Here is a 19475-nt window from a genome sequence, read left to right as displayed (position 1 = left end):
GTATTCCTGAAGTAGGGCGCTGCTCGCGCCGCCCTTGCCTGCATGGCTCACAAAATAGGGGGAGCATTATGACGGTCCATCAATTGCAGCCGGGGGAGCTCGGAAGGTCCAGGAGCAGGCTCAAGGCGAAAGCGGCCGCAAGCATCGTTGCGGCCAGCGTCTCTGCGACGTCGATGCTGAGCGCCGGCCCCGCATCCGCCGATGACGCGCGTTTGTGCATGGCTTCCGGAACGATCACCGCAAGTTCTCTCGCTTCGGTCGAAGAAGGGGTTACCCTGCGCTGGTATATCGAAGATCCTTGCGGATTGCCGAAAGACATACTTCTGAACGGGATACCCGTCGGATCTTCGGCCGCCGCGGTGGCGGATGGGGAAGTGGCACGCACCCCTTCAGGGGCCTCGCGCTACACCCTGACAGTGCGTAGGCATAATCCGGACGGTACTACCTCTTCGATCACCATCGGCAGCTCTCCGACGATCGTGGTAGGCAACATCCGTGAGTACCGCCGGACCCCGGACGGACGGGTTGTATCCGACCACCCGGTTGGCGTATCAGAGGAACGAAGGGCCGCACGTCAGACTGCACAGCGAGTCTTGCGGCAGATCAAAGAACCGTATGCCAGCCGACTGATGGGCAAGTCGATCGGCATCAGTATCATTCCCACGGGTGCCAGACTGACAGAACTCCCCTACTGGAACTCCCTCGCCGGACTCCCGACCGCGGACGGCCGGCCGGGCGGATACGATGCGGTGCGCGGGGTGGCGGACACGGCCCAACCGAAGATCGCCGTGGGGGCCGAGACTCTGGGGGCTGGTGATATCGGTGATCCCACCAGTCCCGGTTATGCGCTCACCCACGAGCTGGGGCACTTGGTGCTGATGCACACGGCGGGTCCGGAGGATATGCGGGTCCTCGCCGATACGGCCCGCCGGACACAAATCAGGGCCGGTGGCCCATTCGTCGGAGATGACAGCTACACAAAGTTCAACGTCGACGAGTACTGGGCGGAAGGCACCGCCGCACATTTCACCGTTTTCGCAAAGCGGTCCTTGTCGGCCGAGTACTCACAGGCGTGGCTCAAAACGAACGACCGCAACCTGTGGCAACTCATCTGCAATGTCTACAGGGGATGTGCTCCCGCATGAGAGATACACCGAATCTCCGCTGGAGTGAGGACCATGCCAAGTGGCCTGATCCAATGGGAGCTTGAGGTAAGGCGGTGACGGCGGCGTAGGTGGATATCCAGGCGGCTTCGGCACATACGACGTCAGCACACCGGTGTCTTTTCGCCGTGTAAGCGGGGAGCGCCCGACACGCAGCCTCCGGACTCGCCAAGCAAGCAGCTTCGGTTGGGCCCGCCCGTCCCGCAGGGGATGGTCGCAGAGGAGGGGCCCGCCCCGGGTCTCGCGCTGGACATGGTTCATGGAAGCAGTCGGTCGGCCAGCTCTTTGCGTGTGCTGATGCCGAGCTTGTGGTAGATGCGTTGCAGGTGATTGTCGACGGTACGAATGGATATGGTCAGTGCAGCGGCGATGTCCTTGCTGAGCATGCCCCGGGAGGCGAGCAGCGCGATTTCGCGCTCTCTCCCGGTGAGCCGTACGACAGCCTCACGGGCCATGAGAGCAGGGGTTCTGGCTCCCTCGCAGCGGGCCGTGAGATCCTCGGCGCGGACGGCGGCGGCGTTGGCCGGGCGGGTCTGCCCGGCCGCCCTCAGGATGGAGGCAGCGGTGCTCGCCGCCTCAGCCGCCAGCAGGTCCGCTCCCATGGCCTCCAGCGCGTCCGCGGCGCCGAGCAGCCCGTCGGGGTCGTGCGCGGCCCATGCGACGGCCAGATCCGCGCGGGCCCGGTGGAAACGCCCGGTGCACTCCGCCGCGATCTCCGTCAGCCGCCGGGCGGCCTCCCCGGCTTCCCCGAGCCGGACGAGATCGGTCAGCAGAATCGCTTCGGACGCTGTTTCCCCGCGCTCGAACGCCTCCCGGGCGGCCGCTGTCAGAACTGCTCGTGAGCGAGTCAGCTCGCCGCGGGCGACGTACAGCCAGGCCTCTCCGAGTCTCTCTTCGGGGAAGAACCCCGCGGCGGGAAGCCGACCGCGTTCGGCCAGGGCCGCTTCCGCCGCTTCACAATCCCCCTGCAGTGCGGCGGCCGCCGCCAGGCCCGCCAGTGCCATCGACAGCACCACCGGGGTGTGCGGGCGAGACGCTCGGGCCACCTCCGCGAACCAGCGCCGCGCCTGAGCCGGGTGTCCGGCAGCCCATGCGCCACGAGCCAGATAGAAGGCCAGCAGCCGACGGTCCGCGGTCGCACTCGCATCCGTAAGGCCCGCGAAGGCCCGCTCGCCCACTTCTTGGGCCTCGGCCAAGCGACCGCTCTCCGCCAGGGCGAGGGCGAGAACCGCCCCGTGGACCACCTCGTGCGTGGCCGTGGAGTGGGTTTCGCCGGCGGCCGAGCTGAAGGCGATGGCACGTCGGATCCAGCCCTCGGCCTCCTCCCCACGCCCCGTGACCGCGAGAGCCATGGACCTGGTCATGGCGGCCCACAGCCACGTCTGGGCGTCCGGTGCATGCACGCCCTCGAGCTCGAGGTCCGCGCTCAGGGCGAGGCTGTGCCTGACCTCTCCCACGGTGAGCGCGGCGGCAGCTTCGTTGACCAGCAGGACGCGGAGACCGAGTGGGCTGGTGACGCGGCAACGGGCGGACTCGATGACGTCGAGAACCTTTGCGTAGGGTGCTCCCAGCCCCCACATGAGGTTCTGCGTCCGGACCTGCAGCGCGGACAGGACTTCCTGTTCGGTTGTGGCCATGTCGTCGGCCTGGGACAGCTCGTCCTCGGCCTGCTGGAAGTCACCGGCCTCGTACAGCGTCTTCCCCAGCAGCAACTGGGTCTGGAAGCCCCGGTGCTCCTGCGGGATCGCCCGCAGGAGACCGAGCGCGCGGGGGTACTCGCGGGCGTGCGCGGCCAGGACTGCCGCGCGGACGAGCAGAGCCGGGTTGGCCGTGCCGGTGGCCGCGAGCTTGTACGCGGCGAGGTGGACTGCGTCCTCCCGGCGACGGGCCCCGCTCTCCTTCAGCAGACGCACCTGCCGCAGCAAGGTGTCCCTGCGGCACTGGGCAGTCATGTCCGCGCGCAGCACCTCGCCGTAGAGGGGGTGGGCCAGCCGGACCGCCGAGCGTCGTTCCTCCTGGACGACGACGATCAGCCCCGACTGCTCCAACCGGCTCAGCACGTGCGGTTCGGCGTCCCTTTCCAGGTGGCTCAAGGACAGCGGCTCGCACAGAGACAGAAGATCCAGTACCTGTCGGCCGGCAAGAGGGGCGACGGAGAGCCGGGAACGGATCAGATCGGTCAGGCGCCGCGTGCCCGGCAGCCGGTCCGCGGTCATGTCCCAGATCTCGCCGTCGCAGGTCAACACTCCGGCGGTCACTGCCCCCACCACCAGTTCCCGCAGGTAGAGGGGGTTGCCGCCACTGGTCGTCAGAAGGTGGTTGACCGCGCTCCTCCCGACGGGCCCCTCCAGGACCTGTTCCAGCACCATCACGACCTGCTCACGGCCGAACCCGGCGAGGTCCACCTGTTGCACAGCGTCCCCGTGCCCGAGCGCGGCCACCGCCAGCGCCTGGCTCTCTCCCGACCGAACCGTTCCCAGCAGGAAGATCACCCCGGCGTCCATCAACTGCCGCAGCAGCATCGCCGAGGTCGCATCGAGCAAGTGGACGTCATCGACCAAGATCACCATTCGGGGCCGCGCCACGCCCGGCCGCGACAGCAGCCTGGCCACACTGGCGAACCCCGAGACCGGGTCGGACAGATCGGCACCGTCGGGCAGCAGATGGGCGATGGCGCCCAAGGGAACCGACGCCGCTGCTGCGGTGGCAACCGCCCTGCCGGCCCGGTACCCGAGCGCGACCGCACGGTCCAGGCACTCCTCGGCCAGCCGGGACTTGCCCACTCCAGCCGGCCCGAAGACCAGAAACCCGGCGCTGCGGGGTTCCGGCAAGACCTCGTCGAAATACTTCAGTTCGGCCTCGCGCCCGACCAGCGGCCAACGCTGCAGCACACTGTTTCGGTTCATTCCTCTGGCCCCCACTTGTTGGCCTCTGCCCGGTTGTGCGGACATCCGCGGTCTGCGTGACCAAGCTCGGCAACCTGAGCTGATCGAGCACTGTTCGAACTCGACTGGGCTAATGTGCCAGCCAGGAGGACACGGCCATGCGGGCTCCGGTGCTCCTCGCCGGCCTTTCCCCGTGCGGCAGTTCTCGCTTGATACCGCCGAAGAAGGGGCCGGAGGAGATATACGCGAAACGGGCCACTCGAACACGCTGCGTCACTCGTTGATTGTGGAGTGCATTCGGTTGTGGCGCCGGGAGAGCGGACGGCGTATCCGCGACTCAAGCGGATCATATCCGAACGCGGGTAAGCACAGTTCGTCGCCCCTGACGATGCTGAGATCGCGTGGGCGGCGAAGCGGACCCATGGCCGCCCGGAGTCGCTCCTCACTCTGCTGGTGTCGGTGAAGTCCAGTCCCAGGTTGGGCTATTTCCCGGTCGGAACGATGTTCCGGCGCCGGTCGTCGCCTGTGTGCACGGCGCGGCCGGCCTGCCGGGGATGTCGCGCCGGTGGCCGAGGCGCGGATGGCGAAGCGCCACCGCTCCTGGGTCCGGGCGCACCTGGGCTTGACGTACGGCCCGGTCCCGGGCCGGGGACTGCCACTGCTGCGGCCTCGTGGTGGAGTAGATCGTCCGCCCGGGCCCGGAATTGCCGGGGCGTTCTACGCCGGACCGGACGGCGGGTTCGATCAGGAGGCGGCTGCAATGCGAGTTCTGCGCCCGGACCCCCGAGAGGTGGCTCGGCCCGGCCCCGGCGGGCGGGGCTGCTGGTCGTGCCGAAGGGTGAGCGTGCAGTCCGTTCGACGTGATCAAGGAGCCCGGGCAGCGGGCGACTTGGTCCAGGTATCGGCGGCACGGCGAGGGGGTCGACCCCATGAAAACGAGAAACCGAACCGAATCTACACGGATCGAGATGAACGGCATGGCATTCGGCATTGAATTTCAAATGCGGCTCAAGTTTCCCTCCATCAATGAACTTGAGGCGTGGCGCGGGCAGGTCCTCATCGAGCAGCGAGCGCGACTTCAATCCATCCCCCTGCTCTCGGAAAAATTCGATCAGTTCGACGAGGATCTACTGACGGATCTGATCATCGAGGATGTTTCGACCCTGGAAGAGGCTTTGGGCGAACTGCGACGTGCCGGCCGTAAGATCACCGCAGAGGACATCGCAGAATGGAGGCCGGCGGTAGATGGCGAAGGAAATCCCGGCATCTATCTTCTGGAGGCCCGAAAGCTGAGGCGGGATTCGCGGGTCGATGCCCTCCTGGATCACCTACGCGCCAATCCGGCCCCGAGCCTATTGCGGGTCCACTGCGTGTCATTGCATGATCATGCCGATGTCATGATGAGCGGGGCCTTCCGCGACTATGACACATATGGCGATTACGTCCTTCCATTGATCTTCGCAGGGGCTTCCGCCAAGGAATTTTCTGGTACGGGCCATGTGTCGTTCTTCGGAGTCGAGGACATGGAGCCTGTGGCACTGTTCGTCGATTTTCATCACAGCGCTGTCGAGATCAACGAACCCGACTTCCAGGATGCGATCGCTTGGAACGTCCACGAACGTTTCGCAAGCATCGAGTTGACTGACGAAGGACTTCGGCCGACAATGCCTCGGGACTACAGTTCATAGCTCTGTCCAATTTCCGGTTGTATGCCGTGCTTGCGGCAGGCAGAGGCGAACAGCACAGACATGGACTGGCTGACTTCGAGGCGTCGTTGCAGCTCCGCTTGCTCACAGTACGAGATGTGCCGGCCCGACTTCGGCGTCATCGAGGAGCCTCCGTTTCCCACCCGGCGCCGTCACGGATCAGCGCCGGACCGGGGACGACGGCACCCGTTTCCGGCAGGACGGCCTGGAGATCTTGTTTGCGATCCACGCCTGGCTCATCTCCATCGCACGGGTCAGTTGGGCCGCCACCGCGGTTCCGCCGGCGCCGTTGCGTCTTTCCGGATTTCCGGAGGAGGCCACTGTCCCGTCGCCGAAGTCGACCTCCGCCTCGGCGCCGGGCTTGTGGGTCGGTGCTGATTACGTGGCACCGGGCTGACTTGGGGTGGCTGCCTTCCTGGTGCGGAGGCGGTTGTGCCGCTCGCGGATGTCCTGCACCTGTTTGCGGTGGCCGACGTTGGTGGCCAGCCCCTCGGCAATGGTGATGGCCTCGGTGAAGGGGTAGCAGGCGTTGGGTATGGGTCTCGCAAGCTCCAGGTTCCAAGCGATCTTGCAGATCGCGTCATGGATCCCTCCGATGACCGCGGCGCGGGTGCTTGCGCGTCCGACAAGGCCGATTGCTCGGTCGAACTGTTCGGCAACCGTATGCAGGGCGGCCAACGTGCGCAGCGCGTTTTGGGTCGGTGCGGACGGGGCGATTGCCGCCGCGACCTGCTTGCGCAGGCTGTCTAAATCGTCGGTGTCGAGGCTGTGGGTGACGAGCGCCCAGCGGGCACCCTCGGCGGGGGCGACCCGGTGGTAGCCGCGGCCGTGCTCCGGCGAGGCCAGCTCGCCGATGATGGTGCCAAGGATGGGTGCGATGTCGGTCTGCAGGTGGATGTTGCCGACCATGCGCATTGCAGCGTGACGCATGCCCAGTTCTTCCTGGCCGAGGCCGTCGAAGAGTGCGAGCAGGCACGGCTCCGACAGCAGGAGACGAAGGTCGATGCGGTAGACCTCGGACCGTGCCACCTGACGGAGCCGTCGGACAAGGGCCGGATCGTCCGTGCGGCACGCGTGGATCAGCAGAGCCGCCGTGATGCAGCGGCGGCTCTCCTCGCGCAGCTGGACGGGCTCGGTCGGCTCGTTGACGAATGCCTGCAGATCGCCGAGCAGATGGACCAAGTGGCCATTGTCACGGCCGCCAAGCCGCGCGGTCCTCGTACGCGAGTGCACGTCCACACTGCGAACAAGGGGGAATCGGCCGTGATCCGATGAGGAGCGGGTCTCCCGGATGCCGCCGGATGAGTAGTGCTTGCTCATGTGTCAAGGATCCCGCCCACGGTTGAGTCCTCCGTGGCAGCCAGCCGGTCGCGGTATGGCCGCTCTTCCCAGCTCTGAGCGCAAAGGACCCCCGTGCACGACCAGCAAGCCCCGCGCCGCGGTCGCACCCTGCTGACCGCCCCCGAAACGCGTTCCATCGACTACATCCCCGCGGACGAACGTCACGGCAAGCTCTGGCACCAGGGCCCGTTCTGGTTCTCCGGCAACTTCGTCCTGACCACTCTCGTCATCGGATTCATCGGCCCCTCGATCGGCCTCGGCCTGGGCTGGTCGGTGACGGCTGTGGTCCTCGGTGCCTGCTTCGGCACGTTCTTCATGGCGGTCCACGCCAACCAGGGCCCCCGTATGGGCCTGCCTCAGATGATCCAGTCCAGGGCCCAGTTCGGGGTCCGGGGGGCCGTCGTACCGTTCACGGCCGTCATCTTCGTCTACTTGGGCTTCAACGTCTTCAACACCGTACTCGCGGCCCAAGGACTGGGACGGATCGTCGGCGGCGGTCCCTGGCTCTGGTACCCCGTCCTGGCTGTGGTGTCGGTGGTGCTGGCCATGGTGGGCCATGATTTGATCCATTTCGTACAACGCGTCCTGACCGGGCTCCTCATCCTCGTGTTCGGGATACTTACCGTCGGAACCGTCGTTCAGTGGTGGGACGCACCGATCGCCACGCCTGCGACCGGCAGCCCATGGACGTCGTTCCTGACCGTCTTCGCGGCTGCGGCCGGCTACCAGATCAGCTATGCCGTCTACGTGTCGGACTACTCCCGATACCTGCCTGCGGACGCCAACTCCCGCTCGGTCATCTGGTGGACGTACGCGGGTGCGGCCGGCTCCGCGGTCTGGCTGATGTCCCTGGGCGCCTTCGTCGGCAGCCGCCTGCCTGCCGACGACGCCGTCACCGGCTTGCTCCGGACCGGGAACGGCATCGTTTCGGGCTTCGGCTCACTCGTGGTTCTGGTATCGGTTCTGGCCCTGATCAGCGTCATGGGCGTCAACACCTACGGTGCGATGCTCACAGCGGTGAGCGCGGTGGACGCCTTCCGGCGGGAGCAGCCGACGAGCCGTCTGCGAGCCGCCGTTGTCGTAACCGTCGGCGCCGTGGTGCTCGCGGTGGCCCTGTCCCTGCCCGACGACTACTTGGCCAGCTTCAGCAGCTTCGTCCTGCTGATGCTCTACTTCCTGGTCCCGTGGACCGCGGTCAACCTCGTCGACTATTACGCCATCCGCAAGGGTCAGTACGTGATCCGTGACATCTTCGACGACCAGGGCGTCTACGGACGCTGGTCCTGGCGCGGCCTGGCCTCGTACGTCATCGGTCTCGCTGCCATGGTCCCGTTCGTCACGACCACCTTCTTCCGCGGACCGGTCGCGAAAGCCATGGACGGCGCCGACGTCTCGTTCCTCGTGGGGCTGCTGGTGAGCGGCATCCTCTACGCCGTGCTGGCCAGGAAGCAAAATGCCGAGCCTCCCCTCGCGGAGACCGGACCGTTGAGGTCCGTACGGAGTCTGTGAGCCGTCTGCGGCCCGGCAGGCCGGCCACCGGACCGGGTGGATCGGGTGGATCGTCAGGACATGGCCGGGTGAGGCTCGGCAGGAAAGGAATCAGGTCATGCCCGTGGATCCCGAATCGGCGCACGTCGATCCGACGAGCCTGATCGATGACGTCAACTCCCGTATCGTCCAGGCGCTCAGCGCGCACGACCCTGCCGAACTGCATGCGGCCGCAGCGTGCACGGGTGTCAACGTCGGCGAAACCTACGCCGGTCGCCTCTGGACGGGCGGTGTCTGCCCTCTGGTCCGGCGCTACCCGACGGGCGAGGCGTTCACGGCGGCGCTCACGAACGGCAGCCCCGATGCCCTGAGCGCAGCCGTCGAGGTCCTCGCCGCGGTCGCGCCCGCCGCAGCGATGTCCTTTGCGTTGGAAGTGATGCGGATCGATCTCGACGGTTTCACCTTCGGACACAACCGCGTCCCGTTCGAACTCGTGATGCGGGGGCGCGCCGAGAAGATCATCAAGCGAGACCTCTGCTCGGCGCCACCTGAGATCCTCCTCGACATGCTCCGTCGCCGGTCACTGGCTCCCGGCGAGATCCCGAAGAGCAAGATCGCGGACATACCGGTCGCTGCCCTCATCGCCTGCGTGAGCGCCGGCGAGCTCCGCTTCGACCAAGCCGAGAGCGCAGGCCTCTTCAGCGAGCATCCAGCGCTTCGAGATGGCGCGGGGCTGCTCAACGCGCTCCTGAAGACACGCTTGTTCTCCACGGTGGACGGCCACGACGGAGGCCTCGCGCAATGGCTCGCACATCGCTTGGCCGAGACCCGCTACACACCTGCTGTTCCCGCGTTGCGCGAGCTGTTCACTCGGCAACGGCGATTCCTCACCACCGCTGGGGAGAGTCTGCTCGAGATCGGGACGCCGGAAGCCCTCGAGGCCGCAGCCTCGCCCCTGTCGCTGGAGGGCGTTCCGATCAACGAGTACGACCGTCACGATCGCCAGACGATCGCGATCGATGCGCTGCTGCGCGCCAGTCCCTCGCGCGCCTTTGACGTCCTGGCGCCCCTGTTCGAGGAGCGGGTGCTCCGTTCCGGCGACAACCGGAGCGAGTCCGCCGGGACCGTACTCGAAAAGCTCACGCCCGCGCAGGCGGCGGCCGAGCCGCGCTGGATCGAACGATCCCTGATGGCCGCGCAAGACCGCGAGCTCGGCGCGACGGCGCGAGCACTCCTCGACCAGCTCGACCCCGGGATCGTGGACCAGGCCGCGGCGCGCGTGAAGAAGCGCAAGCGGAAGGCGGCGGCCAGGAGCACGGTGAAGCCACCTGCGGGCTGTCTCATCGAGCGCTACCGCGCCGGCGAGCACGAGCGGGTGTGGGAGGAACTGGCCGCACTTGACCGGAGACCACCGAAGGCGCTCGCCGTGCAGGCCGAGGGCGTCGCGATGGAGACGATGGAGCGGGTGCGGTGCGGCTTGGAGGCTGTCGTCGAAACGCTGCGCGCCGAGGCGTACCCCTTCCACAAGAAGGCGCGCGCCCTCGTCCCGCCCCCGCTCGACGCACTCCGGTCCGTGAAGAGGTTGGAGAGGCTCACGGGCGGCGGACGCCTGCCGCTCTCGCTGCGCGCCTTCTATCTCGTGGTCGGCTCCGTGGATCTGTCGGGCAGTGAGGACAGGTTCCGCCATGACCCGAAGAAGCACGGCCCGAAGCCGAAGAGGAACGAGATCGTCGACGTCCCGGAGAAGTACCCGTTCATGTACCTCTCGCACTTCGATCCCCTCGTCGTCCTTCCCCTCGAAGAGGCTGTCGCCGAGGCGGAGAGGTGGGCCCACGAGGAGAGGGAACGGGTTGGCATGAATGCGCCCCTGGACCTGACGATCAGTCCTGGTCCGTCGTTCAAGGCGAACCCCCGCGACGCGCAGCCGGAGCCGGTCGACACCGTTCGTCTCCCCGGACCCTTCGCGGACGTGGAGCTTCACCGCGGGCGCGGTGGGACCGTCCCGTTCGTCGAACACCTGCGGGGCTGCCTGGCATGGGGCGGATTTCCCGGCCTGGCCGGCACGAATATCCGGCCACAGGCCGCCCTCGACGCGCTCGCGCAATCCGTCGCCCCCTTCTGACCACGTCGAGCCCTTCGAGGATGCCGCAGACCCGGGCCTTGGCCTCGGACAGGGCGCAACCCCATCTCCGGAGTTGTCGAAGTCCGGGCACTGTTGCGAGGAAACCAGGACTGAGGCTTCCGGCCTGGCATCGGGTGGTAACGGTCGGTGATCCCTGCGGTGTGCCGGTTGTATGCGTTATGGCGAGGGGACCCGACCGCTGAGCTTCGGACGCGTGTCGATGACGGCATGACCTGCCGCAAACGGGCAAACGGGCAAACGGGCACGGCCGATCTACGCGACACGCGGAAGTCAAGCCCTGAAGGATGAGAGGTTCAGCCAGCCGTCCTGCCGCCTCCTTCGGCTCGTATGTTGCCTCCCTGCCCGTGTTCACAGATGACTTGGAGGAACAGTGAGCGAAATACTGATCGATATAGGTTTCGGTGTCACGACATGAGCGACGTGTATTCACTTCTCAAGAAGGCCGCAGTCGCGGCCGAATCCGGCGAACTCGAGGCGCTTGCGACGTACTTGGACATGGCAGGCGAACCTTCCAAGGACAGCCCAGGCCTGAGCGACTACTTCCTCTCCGGATTGGCCGCCCGCCTCGGCCGGGACCAGCACGCCAATCTCTACCTGCGTGCCGAGGGCACGCCCCAGATTGACCTGTTCTACCTGATGTACCAGCACCTGCCTTTCCTGCGGGCGGGAACACTGGCAAACGACGCGCTGCTCCAATACTGCGTGGACCAGCAGGAGGCCACCGTTCTCGCCCTCGGAATCGGTCAGGGCCGTCAGGAGCTGGACCTGGTGACCCGCGCAGGGCTGAAGCAAGTGACCGTCGTCGGTGTCGATGTTGCCGCGCGGAGCCTCGAGGCCGCCGGCCGGGCCATGAGCGGACCGGAAGTCCCTGCCGGAACGCGGGTCGACTACCGTCAGATTCTCGCCGCAAGCGAAGACATGGACGAGAGCGTGTGGGCGATGATCGAACATTTGCCCCGCCCTCTGCTCGTCACGGCCTCCTTCGCGCTCCACCACATGCTGAACCACGCAGGTGAACAGGACGCACGCGCCGCACTCTTGCGGCGACTGCGCGCGCTGGAGCCGGCCGCGCTGGCGCTGTGTGAAGCCGACAGCAATCACCACCTCGTCCCGCTGCGGGTCAGGCTGGCCAACGCTTGGCACCACTACGGCACGGTCTTCTCCGCGATCGACGTCACCAGCGCCACCAGCGAGGAGAAGAACGAGATGAAGCGGTTTTTCGGCCGCGAGATAGAGAATGTCGTGGGCGCCACCTGCGAGACCACCCGCTACGAACGGCACGAACCGACGCGCACCTGGCTCAACCGTCTGACCGCCTGCGGTTTCGCCCCCGTGCCCCAGCCCCAGCCCCCTGCCGACCAGTTGGCGGGGTTTACGACCATCGCCCATCCCACCCACCTCGAACTGGCCTACCAGCAAACCTCCGTCGCCGCCGTGATCGTGGCCGAGCCCGCCCGCTGACCAGCAGCCGTCCCGTCACGGCGGCATGGCCAGCCGAGACGGGGTGCGTACAACAAACGGTTCTGGCTCACCGCCGGTGGTGGCGAAGAGTCAGGTCATCCCAGCAGGATGACCAGTTCCAACGATCCCTCGCCACCTAGGCCAGGACGTCGGGGTGGCGGGCGGCGGGCGGCGGGCGTTGCGTCGCTGCAAGGCAGCGTGCAACTCGCGGTCTGTACCGCGTGGTTGGGATGGTTGGCGTTCGCGACGATGAACTGCGGGTCCAAGGCCCCGCGTCGATGACTATCAGGAGGTCGAGGCCTGCGGGGCGCGGCTTGTCACCGTCCGCATCGACCGCGGCTCGTCCGGTCGCGGTCCGTACGGCCATCTCCGCATAGGAGGTCATCTGGCCATGAGCGGCGTCGACCGCCGTGTTCGAAGCCCCCGCCCCTGCAACCGTCGACCGGACATTGGCCGCCCAAGCAGCAGCACGCCGCCGACCAAGTCGGCCTGCCAGCCGCCGGGTGTGAGGGTACCGGGGCCGGACCCTGTCAGCAGCCGTCGGCGCACACTGGCTTCGCGTGGTCTGCGCCGAGGTCGGCAAACCGTGGAAGGGCCCGTCCACCTCCCCCCACCCTCCCCGCTTCGGCGCCGCGCCCCGACCTGTTCCGCATGCGGACTGGACCACCGGCTCATACGCGTGCCGGGCCGAGTTGTACGCCTTCGCCCCGGATTCGATCGTCTCCCCGCGCCCCGACCTCGAGTGATGGTCTCCTTAGGTTCCAGAGAAGTGATCTCGAGCCGCTGCACGCGGGCCCTCTGGGAACACCGTTCCCGCGCTGGCCCGCCTGGGCTTCTGGTCGAACTACCTTCTGGCGATGTGCAGTGACGGGGCATGTACCGAGCGGCCGGCTCCGGAGTGGTTCGGCGATGACGGCGCCGATGCCGATGCCGTGTCCGAGGTCCTGCTCGATCCCGAACACTCGCCGGCGTTCCGGGTGCCGACCGAAGGCGGTCCCGGAGCTGTGGTGATCTACCGCAACCTGGTCGGCGACGACGGCACCGACCATCTCCTCGCCCATCCAGACAGGAGCTACGCCCAGCAGATCGCCACCTGAGAAGGAGACTTCTCGGAGATTGGGCTGACGTGGCACGAACTGGTCCGCATCGCTGACATCCCTTCCACCGCGGCCGAAGGCGTCCAGGACACAACCGCCCGCCTCCTGCTGGTCCTTCCCCTGCTTGCCGACCCGGACCTTGCCCACCTGGTCAGAAGGTCCCGGAACGATCCCACGTGGGGAGTCTCCTCTGAGCAGCAGCCAAACAGCTTGCTGCGGCGTGACGGTGCGGACGCGGTCGAGCTGGATGTAACGCGTCGCGAGTCCGATCGGGGTGCCGATCGCAAAGGCCTGGCCGTGGGCAATGATGACATCGCCCCTCTCACAAAATCGTGTGGTCGAACTTCGCCGCGATGATCTCCTGCATCGTGCGAGCGAGTTCGGTCTCGATTTTGAGGGTGTGCTGGATGGCGGTCAACAGGCTCTCCTGCGCGCTACTCGCCTTCCCGGCTGCGTGTGCCAGCTCGAGGCAGCAGTGGAAAGTCTTGCGCCGCAGTTCCTTGGATTCAATGGCGTCGACGGAAGCGACGGCCCGGTCCAGACTGCCACGGGCTTCGGTGGCCTTGGCCTTGGCAGCCTGATAGTACTGCCGGAAGTCCCGCCCATGGAACTCAGGCAGGCCTTTTGCATACGACTCAATCAACGCAATCTGCTGCGATGCCATGGGTCCATCGATGAAGCAGACGAGCATCATGGCATGGACCATCGTCACCTTCTGGTGGGTCGCTTCGACGGACTCTGCGGGTATAGGCATGAAGGCCAGTATTCCTTTCGATGTGATCACGCCAGGGAGAAAGCATCGGGCGCGGCACCGCTGGGCTTGTCCTCGCACACGAGTGGGAAATCGATGGTGAATCTGGTGCCCTTGCCTGGAGCGGTGTCGCAAATGATCGAGCCGCCCAGAATATCGGCCATGATGTTGCGGATTATTGCTAGTCCAAGCCCCGTGCCGCCAATTTCCCGCCCTGACGTCACAAAGGGCTCGAACATGCGCGGCCTGATCTCTTCGCTTACGCCGCGGCCCTGGTCTGCAAAAATTACTCGGAAACCGCTGTTGCTGGGGCGGCGGCTGATATCGATGGTCACCGTTCCGCCCTCGCCGGGCTCATATGCATAACGGATGGCATTTTGAAGGAGGTTGACGACGACCTGGCTCAGGTGCCCGGGATAGCCCATCCATCGAAGGTCCTCAGCAGGCGCAACCGTAACCGTCACACTGACGTGGCTCTTTTTCAGCTCTGGCCCGATGGTCTCCACACAGTCGTCGATGATTGTCTTGAGATCGGTCTCGACGCGTTGGTCAGACATCTGGGAGGTCGACAACGAGCGGAAGCTCTGGATGAGCCTGTGGGCGCGGTCCAGGTTTTTGCTCATCAGCCGGACCGACTCCGTCAGGTCCGATACCAGTTCCTCCTCACGCCTCGCAGAAGAACCGTCCGAAACGACTGAAGACAGAAACTCTGCGGTCAGGTCTCCGATGACAGAGCCGGCCGTACGGGCTACGCCAAGTGGGGTATTCAACTCATGTGCGACGCCGGTCACCATGGCCGCGATACTCGCCAGGCGGTCGTGGTACATCTGCTCGCGCAACATCTGCTCCTGGGCCAGCCGCTCGCGAAGACGCAACGTGGAGTAGGCGATACACCAGTTCTCGATAAAGAGCCGGGCGTCAGCAACCAGGTCGCGTCGGGCGCTGTCTGAGATCGTCTCGGCGTTGGTGACGAACACCAGGCCGCCCAGCGCGGGGGGCACAACGGTGTCGCCCGCTGCCGCCGCAGCCGATCGGGGGTTTCGATCCATTCCCCCGTCCTCTTCCCGCGCCTCGAAGACGATCACGAAGTGGCAATCCTCCAGACCCAGCAGTGGGCCTGGGCGTTCACGCATCAACTCCAGTCGTTGCTCGTGGGCAGCACGCAGTGCGGCGTGAAAGCGGGGGCGTTGAAGATCCAGCTGGAGCGACTTCCCTGTGCCGATGACAGCGTCCGACTCGGCATACAGGTCGTAGTTGAAAACGGTAGTGCAGTTGTGCTTCAGCTCCAAGAATTGCAGGGCTTCACCCATGAAGACCTTGAGGTCGTCCGCGACGCTGACACGCTGAAGTGCTTTTGTGAAACTTTGGAGTTGTCTGCCGTAAGCCAGGAGCGTCGAGATGTCTTGCGAGCTGCGCAGACAGGCCCGTACGACGGAGAAGAGCTTGGCCGGATCCATGTCCAACTTGTGCATGTAGTAGTCGATGTCGTACTCGTTGAGAACCGTCTCCTCCGGGACGGAACCTGATTGGCCGGTACGCAGGATGATGCGTGTGGAACGCGGGCACGTCGATCGAATCGTGCGGCACAGTTCCAGTCCGGAGTCCTGCTTCTCCATGACAACGTCGACAAGCGCAACGTGATAGGAGACTCCGCCGGCCAGCAGGCTCTCGGCCTCGGCCTGACTGTAAACGCTGGTCAGCTCGAAAGCCTGGTTTCGCCAGAGCTTGTTCTTCAGCACCAGCCGGGTGACGGAATGGACGTCGGGGTCGTCGTCGGCGACCAGGACCCGCCATGCGTTATCCCGTGGGGGCGGCGTCCTGTGCTCGTCGCCGCTCAACACCGGGTCTGGTCCTCGAACGTGCCGGCGTCCTCCATACGGAAGTTCACCCAGGTGGAATCCGTGTTCAACTCGCGCACACTCTCGTGAACCGTCTCCAGGCAGCGGCGTCGCGACTCCAGGTCGACCAGCTCGTCGTATGCCTTGAGGGCGGTACGGACCATGGTGATCAGACGACTTGAGGTCAGTTCCGCCTTGGGCAGGTAGCCGTCGATCTCGTAGTCCTGTACCACTGTCTCCTCAGGGGCACTGCCAGGCTGTCCCGTACGCAGGAGAATGCGCACGAAGGTGTTGCCGAGCTGCTCTCGGATGAACCTGCTCACGTCCAGGCCCGAGTGATCTGATTCCATGACGACGTCGAGGAGGACCACCGCAACATCCGGGTTGTCTCGCATGCAGTGCCGCGCCTCGGCGGCGGAGCGGGCCGAAACCAGCCTCACGCGGCTTCCGCGGTGGGACAGCGACCGCAGGGAGATTCTGGTGATCCGGTGGACGTCCTCCTCGTCGTCAACAATCAGAACCACAGAAGGAATCTGCGGAGTCACGATCTCGGGGCTGGTACGCAAGGAACTACCTTTCGAATCGCGACGGTCAGCGCTTAGTGGCACACAGGAGAATCTGTGGGTACGTCGCGACGAACGACGTACCGTGGCGGTCCTGGTCCAACCGGAACTCGTCCTGGATACTGCTGAGTTCCTTGACGGTCAGCAGATCGGGACTGGTGTGGTGCAGTACCCGAGCGGCCTGGGTGAACAGGTCGATGAAGTCGTTGCCCATCTCCACGTTGTTGCGTAGAACGACGTCGAAATCGGTTACATCGAAGCCCGCCTCAGCGACGACTGCGGGAAGTTTGCGCCCCATGGCGCCGTCGCTGCCTCCGGCTGTGTAGACCCGAGACCATGCATCGGTGGCCAGGGAATAGGGCAGCCAGTAGGGCTCGGTGGTGAAGAAGGAATGGTCTTCTTCTATGATGTAGAGCTTGCCCCCCTGCGGCAGCGCGTCGTGGACCGCTTTGAGCAGTGGGCGCGGATCAGAGACATGCTGGAGGACGAAGCGCAGGAAGCACTGATCGAAACCAGCCGAGAGTTCTACAGGCAGCGGATCGTTGCCCACCCTGCAGATGTCGATGGCGTAGTTCTCCGGACATCGGCCGGTGTCGAAACGACGGACCAGATTACCGTTGGCCTCCAGACCGTGAATGCGGGCGTCGGGGAAGTTCCGCGCGAGGAAGGACCCGTAGCGGCCGTCACCGCTACCAGGTTCGACAATGTCGGCACAGTCACGACCGAAGCCCTTGGCGCGTAGCCACTCGACTTCCCTCGGGCCTAGCAGTCGGGTCTGGAGGTCCAGCATCCTGCCCCATTCATACAGAAGCGCGGGATCCTCAATTCTGTCCATGATGCCGAGCGTCAGCCAGGGGTTGTCCTCGTCCTCAAGGATGGCATTGAGGCGCCTACCCGATAGATCCAGTTCGGGCAGGTCTGACATTTCCTTCATGGGCCTCTGCCTTCTTCCATCTCCAGTGCCTTTTGGAGAGCATCGTCTGGCAGATGAAGGCCATCAAGAGTAATGGCTGCTCACATGGAGCCCAGGGCTTCGGTGTAGTCGTGGCTTGAGTGGGTTGCCCCGATGCGTGCGAGTGGCGGTTCGGGGACGCGGAGCAGGCGCGGGCTTCCAAGATCCTTCGGGTGAGTAGCAGTTGCTCATGCGCCTCGACGCAGCTGACCGGTTGACTGGCCGCAGCAGCTGGCCAGCCGGCTGCCGGTGCGGCGGGAGGCATGCTCCCGGGCGCCGCACGGCAACGATGCATGCGAGGGCACTGATGAACAACGGGGACACAAGCGCAGATCGACAGTGGGAGGTTCCCGGTTACATCCATGGCAGGGAATTGGGCGCCGGCGCCTGCGGGAGGGTCGTCGAAGCTCTGGACGAGGCTTCCGGTACCCCAGTGGCGATCAAGTATCTGACCCACGGCGCACGCACGGCCTTCCGTGCCGAGGCCCGTCTGTTGATGGGCTTGCGGTCGCCGTACGTGGTACGAATCGACGAATACGTTGAGCAGCCCGAAGGCGCTGCGATCGTCATGGAGTTGGTGGACGGCGTCTCACTCAGGACGCTGCTGCGCCAGGAGGGTTCCACGGGTCCCGAGGCGGCCCTCACCGTGCTCAAGGGATCGTTGCTCGGCCTCGCCGCAGCTCACGAGGCGGGACTGGTGCACCGGGACTACAAGCCGGAGAACGTCCTGGTCGACCTTGACGGCTGTTCCAAGCTGGTGGACTTCGGGATCGCGGTGGCCAGCGGGGATGCCTCCGACATCGCCGGCACCCCGCCCTATATGGCTCCCGAGCAGTGGACCGGACGCCCCGTCGCCCCCGTCACCGATGTCTACGCCGCGACGGCCGTCTTCTTCGAGTGCCTCGTCGGCTCCAAGCCGTACCCGGGCACCACGGCTGTCGAACTGGCGGTACAGCACATCGAGGCGCCCATACCCGACGACAGAGTTCCCGAGGCTTTGCGGCCGCTGATCCGCCGCGGCATGGCCAAACGGGCAGCGGAACGACCGCCGAGTGCTGCCGCGTTCGTCCGAGAGCTGGAAGCGCTGGCGCTCAGCGCGTACGGGGAGGACTGGGAGGTGCGTGGGCAGCGCAGGATGGCCGCGCTCCTCGCACTCCTGCCGATGCTGGTGCCCTCTCCGAACGACGCCGTGACCGCAACGACGGCCTTCGCGGACACCACCCTCGCCACGACAACCACAGGAACAGCAAAGCCACATGCCTCAGTGGCGGCATCCGGTCGGCCGCGATCCCGAGGCGGCGTTGTCGGCCGACGCAAGTTGACCGTCGTCGCCGCGTCTGCCGCCCTTCTGCTCACCGGGGCCCTCACGCTGTCCGCGATCGCTGAGGAGGAAGACGCGGAGGCCGGCGTCACAGGCTCCGCCCCGCACTTCGCCGACGCCCCCGACGCCGCCGACTCGACCGTCTCACCCGGCATGCAGGGCTCCCCGGCCGGCACCCAGACCACGGGGCCCAGCTCCACCGTCGCCCCCAATACTGGGCAGTCGGGGACTGCTGCTGGCCCCGGCCCCGGCGCCGGCCCCGGCCCCGGCACCGGCACGGAGACTTCCACGGCGCCTGGGGGTTCGTCGTCCACTCCGGGTGCAGGACCGGCTTCCACGGAACCCGCAGCGCAGCCAGTGCCCTCCACGACAAACGCGGCCCCTGGGACGCCGCCCGTTGCACCGCCCCCCGTGTCCCCCACCGTGCGGGTGCTGGCCGTGTCCCTTTCCCAGTACGGCTGCTCCGGAAGGTATGGCACCCAGGCGGTCGTATCCGTGAAAACCGACGGCGCCTCCACCGGAACACTGATCCTCACCTGGTTCCACAGCAACACCCGGGGACTGGGCCCGACCGTGGCGACAGACAGAATCACCATCCCTGCCGGGCAGACCTCGTTCAGCAGCACGTACGCCCACGCGTTCGGATCCGGCGATCGGTACCTGTACTGGGGTGTCCAGGTGTCGAGCAACCCGGCCGCAGCGACGGGCAACAGCACCTACAAGGTGCTCTACGCCGATGACTGCAGCCCGGTCCTCTGAGCCGACC

At 66.0% G+C, this 19475-nt stretch carries 13 protein-coding genes; 7 read left to right on the top strand and 6 right to left on the bottom strand.

The annotated features are described in order from the left end of the window. Window positions 1-68: 68 nt before the first annotated feature. Complete coding sequence (locus ACFY04_RS37105) at window positions 69-1145, top strand: hypothetical protein (RefSeq protein ID WP_389124115.1); 1077 nt, start codon at window positions 69-71, stop codon at window positions 1143-1145. A gap of 275 nt (window positions 1146-1420) precedes the next feature. Here ACFY04_RS37105 and ACFY04_RS37100 read toward each other — a convergent pair whose 3' ends face one another. After that, window positions 1421-4114 carry a LuxR C-terminal-related transcriptional regulator gene (locus ACFY04_RS37100; protein ID WP_389124113.1) on the bottom strand — a complete coding sequence of 898 codons (2694 nt, stop codon included), beginning with the start codon at window positions 4112-4114 and terminating at the stop codon, window positions 1421-1423. Window positions 4115-5016: 902 nt separating this feature from the next. Between ACFY04_RS37100 and ACFY04_RS37095 the strand changes: the two genes are divergently transcribed. Beyond that, the gene (locus ACFY04_RS37095) at window positions 5017-5736 is read left to right on the top strand and encodes a hypothetical protein (RefSeq protein ID WP_389124110.1); all 720 of its coding nucleotides are present in this window, start codon (window positions 5017-5019) and stop codon (window positions 5734-5736) included. 396 nt (window positions 5737-6132) lie between these two features. On the opposite strand, the gene ACFY04_RS37090 is transcribed toward ACFY04_RS37095, so the two are convergent. Continuing rightward, on the bottom strand, window positions 6133-7074 hold the full coding sequence (locus ACFY04_RS37090) for a hypothetical protein (protein WP_389124108.1): 942 nt from the start codon (window positions 7072-7074) through the stop codon (window positions 6133-6135). Window positions 7075-7167: 93 nt separating this feature from the next. Between ACFY04_RS37090 and ACFY04_RS37085 the strand changes: the two genes are divergently transcribed. The 4 genes from ACFY04_RS37085 to ACFY04_RS37070 all read left to right on the top strand — a co-directional run bounded on the left by ACFY04_RS37085 (window position 7168) and on the right by ACFY04_RS37070 (window position 13284). Further along, window positions 7168-8604 carry a purine-cytosine permease family protein gene (locus ACFY04_RS37085; protein ID WP_389124105.1) on the top strand — a complete coding sequence of 479 codons (1437 nt, stop codon included), beginning with the start codon at window positions 7168-7170 and terminating at the stop codon, window positions 8602-8604. 97 nt (window positions 8605-8701) lie between these two features. Beyond that, window positions 8702-10705 carry a hypothetical protein gene (locus ACFY04_RS37080; protein ID WP_389124102.1) on the top strand — a complete coding sequence of 668 codons (2004 nt, stop codon included), beginning with the start codon at window positions 8702-8704 and terminating at the stop codon, window positions 10703-10705. A 432-nt stretch (window positions 10706-11137) separates the two neighbouring features. Next, window positions 11138-12187, top strand: a complete 1050-nt coding sequence (locus ACFY04_RS37075) for a GRAS family protein (protein WP_389124099.1) — start codon at window positions 11138-11140, stop codon at window positions 12185-12187. 857 nt (window positions 12188-13044) lie between these two features. Next, a complete protein-coding gene (locus tag ACFY04_RS37070) occupies window positions 13045-13284 on the top strand; it encodes a hypothetical protein (protein ID WP_389124096.1) in 240 nt (79 codons plus the stop codon). Between the two features lie 322 nt (window positions 13285-13606). Here ACFY04_RS37070 and ACFY04_RS37065 read toward each other — a convergent pair whose 3' ends face one another. The 4 genes from ACFY04_RS37065 to ACFY04_RS37050 all read right to left on the bottom strand — a co-directional run bounded on the left by ACFY04_RS37065 (window position 13607) and on the right by ACFY04_RS37050 (window position 17370). Next, entirely contained in the window at window positions 13607-14038 is a 432-nt protein-coding gene (locus ACFY04_RS37065; RefSeq protein WP_389124093.1) for a hypothetical protein, read from the bottom strand. A gap of 26 nt (window positions 14039-14064) precedes the next feature. Beyond that, on the bottom strand, window positions 14065-15873 hold the full coding sequence (locus ACFY04_RS37060) for an ATP-binding protein (RefSeq protein WP_389124091.1): 1809 nt from the start codon (window positions 15871-15873) through the stop codon (window positions 14065-14067). Then, window positions 15870-16397, bottom strand: coding sequence for a response regulator (locus ACFY04_RS37055; RefSeq protein WP_389124088.1), 528 nt, complete (start codon window positions 16395-16397; stop codon window positions 15870-15872). Before ACFY04_RS37055 ends, ACFY04_RS37060 begins: the two co-directional genes overlap by 4 nt. 67 nt (window positions 16398-16464) lie before the next feature. Next, entirely contained in the window at window positions 16465-17370 is a 906-nt protein-coding gene (locus tag ACFY04_RS37050; protein ID WP_389124086.1) for a class I SAM-dependent methyltransferase, read from the bottom strand. Window positions 17371-17578: 208 nt separating this feature from the next. On the opposite strand from ACFY04_RS37050, the gene ACFY04_RS37045 reads away from it, so the two are divergent. Next, entirely contained in the window at window positions 17579-19468 is a 1890-nt protein-coding gene (locus tag ACFY04_RS37045) for a serine/threonine-protein kinase (protein WP_389124083.1), read from the top strand. Window positions 19469-19475 lie beyond the last annotated feature (7 nt).

The sequence above is a fragment of the Streptomyces sp. NPDC001549 genome, from assembly GCF_042894025.1.
Lineage (GTDB): Bacteria > Actinomycetota > Actinomycetes > Streptomycetales > Streptomycetaceae > Streptomyces > Streptomyces kutzneri.
The sequence above is the reverse complement of the archived record's forward strand: the minus strand, read 5'-3'. Positions and strand labels throughout refer to the sequence as shown.